At 49.0% G+C, this 12,824-nt stretch carries 11 protein-coding genes; 5 read left to right on the top strand and 6 right to left on the bottom strand.

Annotated features, from left to right (window positions below; genetic code table 11):
• Positions 1–196 precede the first annotated feature (196 nt).
• Positions 197–1,510, bottom strand: coding sequence for a dihydroorotase (locus RDU59_00165; protein ID MDQ7836897.1), 1,314 nt, complete (start codon positions 1,508–1,510; stop codon positions 197–199).
• Positions 1,507–2,442 carry an aspartate carbamoyltransferase catalytic subunit gene (locus RDU59_00160; GenBank protein ID MDQ7836896.1) on the bottom strand — a complete coding sequence of 312 codons (936 nt, stop codon included), beginning with the start codon at positions 2,440–2,442 and terminating at the stop codon, positions 1,507–1,509. Before RDU59_00160 ends, RDU59_00165 begins: the two co-directional genes overlap by 4 nt.
• Positions 2,443–3,257: 815 nt before the next feature.
• Here RDU59_00160 and RDU59_00155 point away from each other — a divergent pair.
• Positions 3,258–4,928: a LysM peptidoglycan-binding domain-containing protein gene (locus RDU59_00155; GenBank protein ID MDQ7836895.1), complete on the top strand. Its 1,671-nt coding sequence runs from the start codon at positions 3,258–3,260 to the stop codon at positions 4,926–4,928.
• 121 nt (positions 4,929–5,049) lie between these two features.
• Here RDU59_00155 and RDU59_00150 read toward each other — a convergent pair whose 3' ends face one another.
• On the bottom strand, positions 5,050–5,898 hold the full coding sequence (locus tag RDU59_00150; GenBank protein MDQ7836894.1) for an HDOD domain-containing protein: 849 nt from the start codon (positions 5,896–5,898) through the stop codon (positions 5,050–5,052).
• Between the two features lie 180 nt (positions 5,899–6,078).
• On the opposite strand from RDU59_00150, the gene RDU59_00145 reads away from it, so the two are divergent.
• Both RDU59_00145 and RDU59_00140 read left to right on the top strand, forming a co-directional pair.
• The gene (locus RDU59_00145; protein MDQ7836893.1) at positions 6,079–6,639 is read left to right on the top strand and encodes a hypothetical protein; all 561 of its coding nucleotides are present in this window, start codon (positions 6,079–6,081) and stop codon (positions 6,637–6,639) included.
• Between the two features lie 139 nt (positions 6,640–6,778).
• Positions 6,779–7,483: a nuclease-related domain-containing protein gene (locus tag RDU59_00140; protein ID MDQ7836892.1), complete on the top strand. Its 705-nt coding sequence runs from the start codon at positions 6,779–6,781 to the stop codon at positions 7,481–7,483.
• 87 nt (positions 7,484–7,570) lie between these two features.
• On the opposite strand, the gene RDU59_00135 is transcribed toward RDU59_00140, so the two are convergent.
• A complete protein-coding gene (locus RDU59_00135; protein ID MDQ7836891.1) occupies positions 7,571–7,720 on the bottom strand; it encodes a hypothetical protein in 150 nt (49 codons plus the stop codon).
• 212 nt (positions 7,721–7,932) lie between these two features.
• On the opposite strand from RDU59_00135, the gene RDU59_00130 reads away from it, so the two are divergent.
• Complete coding sequence (locus tag RDU59_00130) at positions 7,933–8,568, top strand: MBL fold metallo-hydrolase (protein MDQ7836890.1); 636 nt, start codon at positions 7,933–7,935, stop codon at positions 8,566–8,568.
• Between the two features lie 14 nt (positions 8,569–8,582).
• On the opposite strand, the gene deoC is transcribed toward RDU59_00130, so the two are convergent.
• On the bottom strand, positions 8,583–9,266 hold the full coding sequence (gene deoC, locus RDU59_00125; protein MDQ7836889.1) for a deoxyribose-phosphate aldolase: 684 nt from the start codon (positions 9,264–9,266) through the stop codon (positions 8,583–8,585).
• Between the two features lie 359 nt (positions 9,267–9,625).
• Here deoC and serS point away from each other — a divergent pair, with 359 nt between their 5' ends.
• Positions 9,626–10,906 (top strand): serine--tRNA ligase, encoded by a 1,281-nt coding sequence (gene serS, locus RDU59_00120; GenBank protein ID MDQ7836888.1) that lies wholly within the window; start codon positions 9,626–9,628, stop codon positions 10,904–10,906.
• Here the strand turns inward: serS and RDU59_00115 are convergent.
• Positions 10,872–12,824, bottom strand: a complete 1,953-nt coding sequence (locus RDU59_00115; GenBank protein MDQ7836887.1) for an ATP-dependent DNA helicase — start codon at positions 12,822–12,824, stop codon at positions 10,872–10,874. The two genes, serS and RDU59_00115, sit on opposite strands and share 35 nt — an antisense overlap.

Below are 12,824 nucleotides of genomic sequence, written 5' to 3'. Positions count from 1 at the left end.
AAATCCCTCCCGACCTCCCTTTTCCAAAGGGAGGAGAAACACTTCCCCTTTTGGGAAAGGGGGATTGAGGGGGGTTTTGGCTCTTATAGCGCCTTGCTTAGGCATATTTTTCAAAAACCTAAGCGTTCATTTTTAATTTTTATCTTTTAACCCTATCTTTCTCCGCGTTCTTTGCGCCTTTGCGGTGAGAAAAATTCTAATCCAGGTCATCAAAGACGATCCTACCATTTATTATCGTCATTACGGCCTTGCCCTTTAATTCCCAGCCGTGGAAGGGTGAGTTTTTGCTGATGGACTGGAATTTGTGGACATCGACGATAAATTTGCGGTCAGGATCGATGATGGTGAGGTCGGCCTTTTTGCCGATCTGGATGGAAGGGACCTCAATTCGCAGGATGCGGGCCGGATTTGCAGAAAGTTTGACGATGGCTTCATAGAGGGAAAGATGACCGGCATGGACAAGTTTCAGGGTCAACGGGAGGATGGTTTCGAGACCTACGATGCCGTTGGCCGCCATATTAAATTCCACATCTTTTTCCAGCGTGCTGTGTGGGGCGTGGTCAGAGGCAATGGCGTCTATGGTTCCATCTTTGAGACCCTCGATAACGGCGGCTACGTCCTCTGTCGTCCTGAGGGGAGGGTTCATCTTGGCGTTGGTGTCGTAGCCTGCTACGGCCTCCTCGGTCAAGGAAAAATAATGCGGGGCGGTTTCCGCGGTGACGTTAATCCCGGAGGCCTTGGCCTGTCTTATCAAATCGACCGAGCTCCTGGCGCTTACATGGGCAATGTGGACTGATCCACCGGTAAGATTGGCCAGCCTGATTTCCCGGAAGATCATGACTTCTTCAGCCACGGCCGGGATGCCGAGTAATCCAAGCTGGGTGGATACAGACCCCTCATTCATTACCCCGCCTGAACAAAGCGTCAGGTCTTCGCAGTGTGAGATCACCGGTAAGTCAAAGTTTCGGGCATATTCCAGTGCCCGGCGCATGAGTTCGCCATTCATGACGGGCCGGCCGTCGTCTGTAACCGCCACTATCCCGGCGGCTTTCATATCACCGAATTCGGCCAGGATTTCTCCCTGAAGCCCTTTGCTGATAGCCCCGATGGGATAGACAGTGGCCAGCCCGGCCTCCTGCGCCTTTTGCAGAATATATTCGGTTACGGATTTGTTGTCATTGGCCGGTTTGGTATTGGGCATACAGGCTATGGCCGTGAACCCGCCAGAGACCGCGGCCAGACATCCCGTGGCTATGGTTTCTTTATATTCCTCACCCGGTTCGCGCAGGTGGGTGTGCATATCTATGAGGCCGGGAGTGACGATTTTCCCGGCAAGGTCGATTACCTTAGCGGCAGCCGGTATGGGTTCTTTGCCCTGTGGCGCTATGAAAGCTATTTTGCCGTTACGGATGTATATATCATAGAGTGCCTTCGTTTTAATTAAGACAGGCGTTTCGCCTGTCAGATCAGAGGGATCGACTATTCTTGCACCTTTCAGATATAGATTCATTGACTCTCGCTCCCCAGGAGAAGATAAAGGAGGGCCATGCGTACGGCTACACCATTTGTCACCTGATCAAGAATTGCAGAATGAGGGCCATCAGCCACCTCCGGACTTATTTCTACCCCGCGATTAACGGGGCCAGGATGCATAACTATGGCGTCCGAGGCGGCTAGGGCCAGATGTTGGGTGTTGAGTCCGAAATAAGTGGCATATTCACGGATGGAAGGGAAGCTGAGCTTGTTCTGCCGTTCCAGTTGAATGCGTAAGGCCATGATCACGTCTGCACCCTGCAAGGCTTTTTTTATACTCAGAGTAACTTTGGCCCCCAGTTTTTCTATATAAGGCGGTATCATAGTTGCCGGGCCGCTCACTACAACATTTGCTCCCATTTTTGTAAAGCCGAGGATATTGGAATGCGCTACCCGGCTGTGTGCAATGTCCCCGATTATGGCCAGTTTAAGGCCTTTAATTTCCCCCTTTTTTTCGCGTACCGTGAGTAAATCCAGAAGGGCCTGGGTGGGGTGCTCATGCGCGCCATCGCCGGCGTTGATGACCGAGGCCCGAACATGTCTGCTTAGAAGGTGGGGAGCGCCTGATAATGAGTGGCGCAAGACGATTACATCGGGTTGCATAGCCTCTAAGTTCCGGGCAGTGTCGATTAAGGTCTCCCCCTTTACCACGCTGCTGGTTGAGGCGGAAATGCTCAGGGTATCGGCGCTTAGTCTTTTTGCGGCTATTTCAAAAGAGGCCCGGGTGCGGGTACTGGGTTCAAAGAAGAGGTTAATTACTGTCTTGCCGCGTAAGGTGGGCACCTTTTTGATAGAGCGAGTGGAGATTTCCTTAAAAGATTCTGCGGTGTCCAGAATATAGGTGATCTGGTCCGGGCTTAAGCCGGCTATGTCCAGGATATGTTTTATCGTAAAGGGTTTTTCTTTCATCAGTCCGTATTCAAAAAAAAGCCTCCTTCCTCAGAGAGTAAGGAGGCCGGGCGCCCCATGATTAAATAGACTTATTGGAGGTATCTTCATCGCTTTCTCTGTCAAACCCGATTGGTAATCTATCATCACTTTTTTACATGAGTCAAGCACTAAATTAGCTCTCAGCTTTCAGCGTCAGCGATCAGCTATGGATTTTTTGTTTACTAAAGTCGCTTAGGCTGCTATCTTCCCGAAGGAAGACACAGGAATTTCTATTTTGGACGCAGATGAACGCAGGTTACCAGGATATCGACGGCTTAATATTTACCGCAGAGATCGCGGAGAACGCTGAGATAACATATTGTATGTCTCGCAATCTTTCTCTACGGACTCTGCGTGCTCAGCGGTGAAAAGGCTTTTCTGCGCATATCAGCGAAAATCTGCGTCCTAATTAATTTTAAATAAAATAGCTTACTATGCGTCTCATTATCGTTATCCTTATTCTGCTATTACCGATGGTGCCTACCTTTTTGGCGATCAGGGATGTTGTTCATAGACCTTTCGATGACCCGCAAAAAAAGATGATCTGGCTTTTGATCATCATTTTTTTGCCGGTACTGGGCGGGTTAATATATTTCGCATTTAAGAAGTTCAGGAAAATCGCCGATAAAATTGGTTGACAGTAAAAATCCTTTTATTGTAGAAGACCTTAAAGTGCATGTAATAAGTCAATAGTCATTTGTCATCAGCCATGGGCCAGGTGGGAAAATTTTTAACTATTTGGTGTCTTTTGCCAGTGGCTAATGACCATTGACGTTTTATAAAAGGGGAAGTTCATGGAGCGAACAGGCCAATGGGTAATACTGTTTTTTATATGGATGACGTTATGTTCTTTAAGTATCGCAGAAGCAGAAGAAATAATAGCGGCTAACCTTTCTCCATTACCTGCGGGTTCTTCTGCCGAAGCAGAAGGGAATTGTAGCAAAGGCGGGTTTCCCGGATATCTTTCTGACGAAGTTTCAATTGACATTCCTATCACAATTAATGGCCGGGTAGAATACTTCCTTAATTATTTTCAAACTGAAAAAAGAAGGGTGTTTCGTAATTGGCTGGCGCGTTCCACACGCTATGTGCCACGCATGCGCGAAATACTACGCGAAAATGGGCTGCCGGAAGATTTAGTGTATCTGGCCATGATTGAGAGCGGTTTCAATGTAAGCGCTTATTCACCTGCACAGGCCTGTGGTCCCTGGCAATTCATAGAGGGGACAGCCCGGCGTTATGGTCTTGAGGTTAACTCCTGGCTGGACGAGCGACGTGATCCTGAGAAGGCAACCAGGGCCGCGGCAAATTATCTTAGGGATCTTTATCAGGAATTTGGCTGCTGGTACCTGGCTGCGGCGGGATATAATGCGGGCGAGAACAAGGTTCGCCGGGGGATCAGCACCTATGAGACTACCGACTTTTGGGAAATGTGCGATTACGACCTGTTCGCAAGGGAAACCAAGGATTATGTCCCTCAGATGATAGCCGCGGCCATTATGGCCAAAAACCCGGAGAAGTATGGATTTACAGATGTGGAGTACCAGCAGCCTGTTCCCTGTGCAAAGGTGACTGTCCCACCCCAAACGGATTTAAGGGCCGCAGCCCTGGCTAGTGGAGTGGATTATCATATTCTTAAGGAATTCAATCCTGCACTCAGACGTGACTGTACTCCGCCAGGTGAGTCCTATTTGCTCAATATCCCAAAAAGCGCCGCGCAATTCTTCGAGGATAATTTTGACCGGGTCAAGACGATTGTTAAGACCTGTTATCACCGGTACGTAGTTAAAAAAGGGGATACTTTAGCCAGGATAGCTCAAAAGTTTGGTACTTCGAAAAAAACTCTGGCCAGTGCGAATAAAATAAAGATAAAAGGGAAACGTTCTATAAAAAAAGGCAAGGTGCTGAAGATCCCCTATCAGGTTAAGGAATATGCTCTTGCCCCGAAGAAATCAAAGCCTGCTGTGAAAATGGCCTCTCTTGACACCCGGGAAGATGAGAAGATGGCCACAGAAAAAGGCCACACTTATAAGGTAGAAAAAGGAGACACCCTCTACGGTGTTGCCAGGCGGTTTGGTGTAAGCGTAAAGGCTCTTTGTGGTCAAAACGACCTGGCAGCAGATGCAAAACTTAGGGCCGGCCGTACACTTCTTGTTGACGCCTCGGAATATAAACAGGATCAGGTCGTAGATACGCCGGGACGTGTCGGAGATGCGCTTGGGCGCGATATAATAAAACCTAAAACTTCAAAGAAGATCCTGGCGGCCAGGTCCGGCAAGGGGAAGAAAATTTATGCCGGTAAGCCAAAGGCAAGATACCATAGAGTGCGTAGAGGGGATACCCTGTGGAATATCGCCCAGAAATATAACGTTACCCCGGCCAACATTCGCGTATGGAACAATATGCAGAGGGATACCCTTTTACCAGGAACAAGACTTAGGGTTCGAGCAAGCACTGCTACGTAAGCGCGCAGACAATCTCGATCCCATAACCCGAAGATTCTGGTTGGTGAAGTTCAAAGTTAAAAGTTCAAATGAATGTCAAAGCCCAAAGCTGAAGGCTGAAAGCTGAAGGCCCGCTTGGGCATTAGACGAAACCGATAACCGCCGCCGTTTTTTCCATCTCTTCTCCTAATTCCTGGGTGCAGGAGTCCACGAATTCCTCTGAGAGTTGTGCCATTTCCAGGAAGGTTTTCAGGGTAACTGCATCTGTTTCATGGAAGTCTCTGCCTATGCCTTTATGCAGGCTGAGCAGGTCGCACAGGTGTATGATAGAGCCGAAATCCTTAGACCCGAACCTGACTTCAGGCCGGTGATGCATACGAATTCCCCTGACTATGTTGTCGGGTAAATTCCAGACTTCCATAATTTGCGCGCCTACTTCGGCATGATCTATCCCCAGCGTTTCCTGCTCTGCAACGTGAAATGGCACATTGGCCTCTTGAATCCGGCCGATTACCTGTTGATAATTATCTTTCATGTGGTTGTCCAGGATCACTTTGCCTATATCATGGAGAAGGGCAGCGGTGTAAAGGCCGTGGTCAGGAGCAGACCCCATTTTTTTGAGAATGATTTGCGATAGAAGGGCGCAGGCGATAGCATGTCGCCACAGTTCGCCTTTTTTCATATTGTATCCTTTATGTTCGTTACGGAAAAGATGGATGCAACTGCTGATCATAGCTAATTCTGCGAGTTGGTTTTGTCCTATGAGGACAACGGCCTGGACTAACGAATCAACCCTGCGTTTCAAACCAAAATAAGCTGAGTTGCAAAGCCTGAGGACATTGGCGGTTATGGACTGGTCGTGACGGACTACTGTTACGATATCAGAGGCTGAGGAATCCGGGTCATTGACCAATTGGAGAATCTTTCGGCTGACCTCAGGAAGGGGCGGAAGCTGGTCTATGGATTTTAAAACTTTGGCCATATCGAACATGGTGGCTGTTATTCTCCTGTGAGTGCACTTTAATTTCTTATCGGAAGGCGAGTGGGAATCCAAAAATATCTTGACCAGCATCATTCAATCTAATATAACCACAAGAGAAGATTTGAGTTTAGTTTTAAGTCCTATGGATTCGTCTGATGACTGATTCACCTAGGGGAGGATGCCTTGCCGGTGCGTAGGGAAAAAATAACCCCTGAGGAATTTATAAAGTTATTTACTAAGAAGGCGTTGGAGCGCGGTCAATTTGCTAAAATGTATGAGGAGCTTGCAGCGACGATTCCCGAAGCAGAATTATCGGATAAACATTTTTGCGAATTTTTAGCTTTATCGGTATTTATTGATTACCTGTGTCTCAGGTGGACTTTTAATGGAGAAGCAGCGACTAAGCTCCGTGAGTTGTATGTAAAAAAAATAATGTCCGAACCAGGCAAGGCAAGACCTGCCTATGGTAGGCCGGGGCCCGTAACTTGCGAAAGGGAGTTTAAACGTATATTGGATGAAAGGTTCAGTGAGTATCAGCAGGTCGCTTCCGGTATCAGTTGTATCAATATTGATACCCAAAAGACCTTGGATAGTCTCACGAAGTTAGGGGAGACCTTTTCCAGGTATTTTATAGGGCATGAGAGCCTGGAAACCATACTCAAGGTCAAGTGGTTTTTCTTAATGAAAGAGGACATTCTTTACGAAAAATTCCTTAAAGGCATAAAGCAAGACTATGAAGTTGTGTTGTAACAAACTCTTTCTCCTACGGTCGAAGATGTCCGCCTCTGGCGGATGTGAATCTACGAATTCCCTTTTTTACTCCCGTGCCCTGCAATTCTTTTTTCCCGCTGGTTGGTTATTCTTCTAGAAGGGTGTGTTATCTCCTTATATGAAGGACAGGGTTTCTAGTTACCATCCTCATCTTGTGGGGCTATGGATAATTTTTTTTACGATCGTGGTTTTGTTCGCCATAAGGGAATTATTGTCTCTCTTTGGGTTGGGACTGTTTGTCCGCCCGGCAATGGGTATAATCATAGGGAGTATTACTGCCTTCTTTTTACTGATTAGCCTGATCCTCAGGAGATGGGCGCATGTCCAATCTGTATGGTTTAGACCGATTCCCGCAGATGAAAAGGCCAGGGCCGAGGCAGCAAAGGCCCTGACTGATCTTCCGCCGAAATGTTTCGCCTTCCATAATTTAGTTTTTAAGGATTTAGATATCGATCATCTGGTCTTAACGCCGCAGGGATGTATCCTGATTTATACCCGTGGTATCTCAGGACGGCTGTATAGTAATGGTAAGCGTTTGCAAATAGACGGTAAAGAGGCCGATGTTTTAATTGAGGAAATCTGGCACAAGGTACATTTATTTCAGGAGCTTATACAGAAGGAATTCCGGAAGGATATTGATATGTTTCCTGTGCTGTGCCTCCCGCGCATGTCTATAGAAGCTCCCATTACTGTCAAAGGTGCGGCCGTTGTTGACCTTAAACTCTTGCCTGAAGTTATTGGCGCTTATCAGGAAGAAATGTTGGATAAGAGTTTTCTTTTTATCTTGAGTGGTTTTTTGGCCAGACAAAGAGGCGGGATATAGAGCCAGTAGTCAGGAGACAGAATACGGAAGTTAGGAGTCGCTAGTCAATAGTCAGAAAACCGGTCGCTGATAGCTGAGCGCTTAAAATTAAAGACTGGTAACGGCCTTTCGTTTGTACATCAACCTTTCCCGGATACGTTTTAATTCTTTCAACTGGTATCGTAAGGTCCGGCGCCGGCGTATCATTTCTCTGAAACCGGATATCTTTTGCCTAAGCTTCGGGAAGAGGTTAGACATGGCCTTGGGTTTATCCGGACAGTTTTGTGTAGTATGAATAAGCCTTCAATATTCTTATCGGTGAAAATGACAAAAACATGAATTTTTTCGGAGGTGGGCCGCCTGTCCCGGAGAGGTGTTTTTATCCTTTCCCCTTGACATCGCGAGGATGATATCTTTAGGATTATAGTATCTTTTTGATTCCGGGGAAATTTCATGGGAGGTTGACACAAATGGTGGCAGAAGTTTTAAAAAATTTGATTTGGCTGGGGCATGCCGCCTTTTTACTCATTAGCGGCGGCAAGGTGATTTATTTTGACCCTTTTCAGTTGCCGGCAAATAGCAGGCCTGCGGACATCGTATTTATTTCCCACGAGCATTTTGACCATTGTTCGCCGGAAGATGTGGCCAGGATTCAAAAGGCAGGGACGGTCATTATCACCGATAAGACCTCGGCGGCCAAATTAAAGGGCAATATCAATGTGGTAAAACCAGGTGACAAAATTACAGCAGACGGCTTCCAGGTGGAGGTGGTTAGCGCTTACAACTTGAATAAGAAATTTCATCCCCGGGCAGCGGGCGGCCTGGGATTTATTGTCACTGTGGAGGGTGTTCGTATTTACCACGCGGGCGATACGGATTTTACCCCGGATATGAAGACCATAAAGGCTGATATCGCCCTTCTGCCGGTTTCCGGCACCTATGTCATGACTGCCGAAGAGGCGGCAGAGGCGGCCCTGGCTATCAAGCCTGCCGTAGCCATTCCCATGCACTATGGATCTATTGTCGGCACGGAGAGTGACGCCCAAAAGTTCCAGAAACTTCTAAAGGGTAAGGTAGAAGTGCGCATATTACCTAAGGGTAAATAACAAGCTGTCAGCTTTTAGCTATCAGCTTTCAGTAAAAGGTATTGCTCTTGTATAATTTGTACACCCGCACTTGTGCCGATACGAGAAGCCCCGGACTTTATGAAGGCCAGGGCTTCAGAGGCGTGGCGAATACCTCCCGCTGCCTTGATTTTCATGCGGCCGCGGCTAATCTCTGCCAATAAACGCACATCCTCAAGGGTCGCTCCGGCCTTGCCCAGTCCAGTGGAGGTCTTAAGGAAGTGGGCGCCGGTTTCCAGCAGGGCGGCGGCGGCTTCTCTTTTTTCTGATCCGGTCAAATCGCATAATTCCATGATGACTTTAACGATCATATCAGGCACGACCTGCATTACTTCCCGGACTTCCTTCACCACCAGCGAATAGAGGCCGTCCTTTATCCAACCGCGATTGATGACCATATCAATCTCCCGCGCGCCATCTTTCCGGGCCGTTTGCGCCTCTTTTACCTTGGTGGCGGTTGTGTTATGGCCAAGAGGAAAACCAACGACCGTGCCTGGGGCAATGGACGTGCCATTTAGTATGTCTGCGGACAGGGATACATAGCAGGGCGGGATACAGACCGAGGCAAACTGGCATTCTACGGCCTCTTCACAGAGACGGATTATCTCTGCCCGGGTAGCGGTTGGTTTAAGCAGCGTGTGATCGATATATGAGGCAAAGGAAATAACCCGTGTATCCATTTCTTGAGGCCCTCTAAATTGGTATAGCCTTTACACTGGCGGACAATCGGTTGTAAAGTAAAAAAACTGGAGTTTTCCGGTCTGTTAGGGAACCCTCTGTGTTTGTGAGCGAAACTTGCTGGAGCAGCGGGGTACCCATCGAGGACGAGCAGGAAGGGGAAAGGCAGCCCTTTAGTGGCTGGAAGGGGCAAAAGCATTCCCCACCTGCGAGCCCCGAAAGGGTCGCTGCGCAAGCCGTGAAGCGAAGAAACCAGAGGGTGCTCAGGAAGACCACAGTAAAAATATTTTGACATCCCGGCAGGGTTTTGTTACCTCTCTGGTGGGCAGTCGTATTTTCCAATACAGGAAGGATGCATGGTATGCTGGACTTAAAGTTTGTACGCAATAATATTGATCTGGTTAAGGAGAAGCTCCTGCAAAGAGGCTCTGACCTTTCTTTGGATGAATTTATAGCCGTGGATGGTGAACGGCGCAAGATCATCCAGGATGTGGAGGACCTGCGCAACCGGCGCAATTTCGTTTCCAAAGAGGTGGGGCGTCTTAAGAAAGAAGGGCAAAAAGCGGAACACCTTATGGAGGAGATGCGGGTCGTTAACGACAGGATTAAAGAGATGGAGACAGTTCTTGAAGAAAAAGAAAAGGCCCTTTCCGCGATTATATTGTCTGTTCCGAACATCCCTCATCAGGGAGTGCCTATCGGAAAGGACAGCAGTGATAATCCGGTTGCCAAACGTTGGGGTGATATCAGGCAGTTCGATTTTGAACCCAGATCGCACTGGGACATAGGCGAGGAGTTAGGCATCCTTGATTTTGAACGAGGGGCCAAGATTTCCGGGGCCCGGTTTACCCTATACAAAGGTCTTGGGGCTCAGTTGGAGCGGGCCCTGATTAACTTCATGCTTGATCTTCATACCAGCCGGCATCACTACACAGAGGTCTGGCCGCCTTTTATTGTGAACGATACGTCTATGACGGCTACCGGCCAGTTGCCCAAATTTAAGGAAGACCTCTTCAAACTGGAAGGCCGGGATTATTATCTCATCCCTACGGCGGAAGTGCCGGTTACCAATATCCACCGGGACGAAGTACTGGAGGAGAAGGAGTTACCCAAGCGCTATGTGGCCTATTCTGCCTGTTTCCGGGCCGAGGCGGGTTCCTACGGTAAAGATACGCGCGGACTTATCCGCCAGCACCAGTTTAATAAGGTTGAACTGGTTAAGTTTACTACCCCGGAGACATCATACTTAGAGCTGGAAAACCTGCTCCTGGATGCGGAAGAGGTCTTACAGCAGTTGGGGCTCCCTTATCAAGTGATAGAGCTTTGTACCGGCGATCTCGGTTTTTCCGCAGCTAAGACGTATGATATTGAGGTCTGGCTGCCCGGTCAGGGAACCTTCCGGGAAATATCTTCATGCAGCAACTTTGAAGACTTTCAGTCACGCCGTGGTAACATTCGTTTCCGGCGGTCGGGCAAGACAAAGACGGAGTTGGTGCATACCCTGAATGGATCAGGCGTGGCCGTCGGCCGCACAGTCGTAGCTATATTAGAGAACTACCAGCAGGCGGATGGCAGCGTGGTTATTCCGCCGGTTTTAAGGCCTTATCTTATGGGGAAGGCGCGGATAGAAAAAAGCGCCTGACCTCTTCCAAATTATGGGTGAGACGGGTTTGGGGAAGACTTTGCAGGAAGGTAACGCCATAGCCCCGTTTCAGGGTGCGCACGTCCAGTATGGCCAGAAGCCCGCGGTCATTCTTCGAACGGATCAGCCTTCCAATGCCCTGTCTTAGACTGAGGACGGCGAGGGGCAGTTGATAATCTGAAAAGGGATTTTTCCCCTGCCTGTTCAACCAATCGATTCGCCCTTTCATGACCGGATCAGAGGGAACGCCGAAAGGGAGCTTGTCTATAATAACACAGCTTAAGGATTCTCCCGGGACGTCTATCCCTTCCCAGAAACTGTTTGTGGCCAGGAGCACGGACTGAACGTCTCTCTGAAATAGTTCCAGGAGAACAGGGCGTGGTTTTTCCCCCTGCATTAACAGCGGGAAGGGCAGCCTGTCTTTAATGATGTGGTAAACTTCCTGCATATTGCGATAGCTGGTAAAAAGGACTAAGGCCCGGCCGGAAGAGGCATCCAGGATGGTTTCTATTTCCCGGGAGAGGGCGGCGCAGAAGACTGGTGACTGCGGTTCCGGAATATTTTTGGGTATGTAAAGAAGGGTTTGCCTGGCATAATCAAAAGGTGAGGGGATGTTCAACTCTATGGTTTCTTCATCGAGCCCCACGCGCGACTTGTAAAAGTCAAAATTCCCCTTTACGGTAAGTGTGGCCGAGGTAAAGACAAAAGCCGGCAGATGGCTATAGAGTTTAGCCTGAAAGGCAGACGTAACGTCAAGGGGTGATGCCGCCAGCACGACGGAACGCTCTTTTTTTTCCAGCCAGTAGATCATATTGGGATCTTCCATGGTGGCGATAGCGGTCATATCCCGGGCTATGTCAAAGAAACGCCGGCTTAGAGGGGCAACCCCCTCATTCTTTGCGGACAGATCTTCCATGGCCCGGCCCTGCTCGGCCAGTTGCCGGGTTATGGCCTCCTGCAGAGTGCCCAGAACCGGTTCCCGGTCAAGGGGACGACGGATGTTGACCCTTCCCTCGGTGACCGGCAATAGATTAAAGAAGGTCTCAACGCGCTCGCGCAGTTGAGCGAGCTTTTTGAGACAGGCCAGTTTTGTCTTTGAGGCCAGCAGGCCGGTGTTCATCTCCTTTTCGGCATCCCGTATGAGGTCGGAAAGGCGATGGGCGCTCACGGAGTAGCCCAGATAGGTGGTGGCCACGTCTTCGATATGATGGGCCTCATCAAAGACGACCGCCTCATGACGCGGGATGACCTCGCCATAACCGGAGTCACGCACTACCATGTCGGAAAAAAACAGGTGGTGGTTGACCACAATGATATCTGCCCTGGCCGCCTCTTTGCGCAGGATGTTTATATAACAAGATTCCGCCTCGGTACAGGCCGATCCCAGGCACTGTTCAGCCGAGGAGCTGATGTCGTTCCATAGAGGGTGCTTGTCCGGGAGCCAGGACAGTTCAGCCCGGTCGCCTGTTTTTGTCTCTGCTATCCAGGCATTTAATCGCGGCCAGAGGTCGAGCTGCTCCGAAAATTGGATGTCGCTTTGCATCTGGAGGTGTTTCCATTTGTGCAGGCAGAGATAGTTCTTTTTACCCTTGAGACATACGACGGCCAACTCCGGAAAGAGATGTTTCTGAAGGAAGGGGACTTCCTTGGATAATATCTGGTCCTGTAAATTTTTTGTGCCGGTGGCGATGACTACCCTGCGCCCGCTTAAGGCCGCCGGAATGAGGTAGGCCAGGGTCTTGCCGATGCCGGTTCCGGCCTCCACCAAGAGCCTCCCCTCATGGATGAGTATGTCGAGCACAGCCCCGGCCATCTTTTCCTGGCCGGGACGGTGTTCAAACCCAGGCAGGGATTTGGCAAGCAAACCATCCGGGCCGAAGATTCTGTTTATTTTATTATTGTTTTGGACTTTCGACAT

The organism is Thermodesulfobacteriota bacterium (assembly GCA_031082315.1).
GTDB lineage: Bacteria > Desulfobacterota > QYQD01 > QYQD01 > QYQD01 > QYQD01.
The sequence above is the reverse complement of the archived record's forward strand: the minus strand, read 5'-3'. Positions and strand labels throughout refer to the sequence as shown.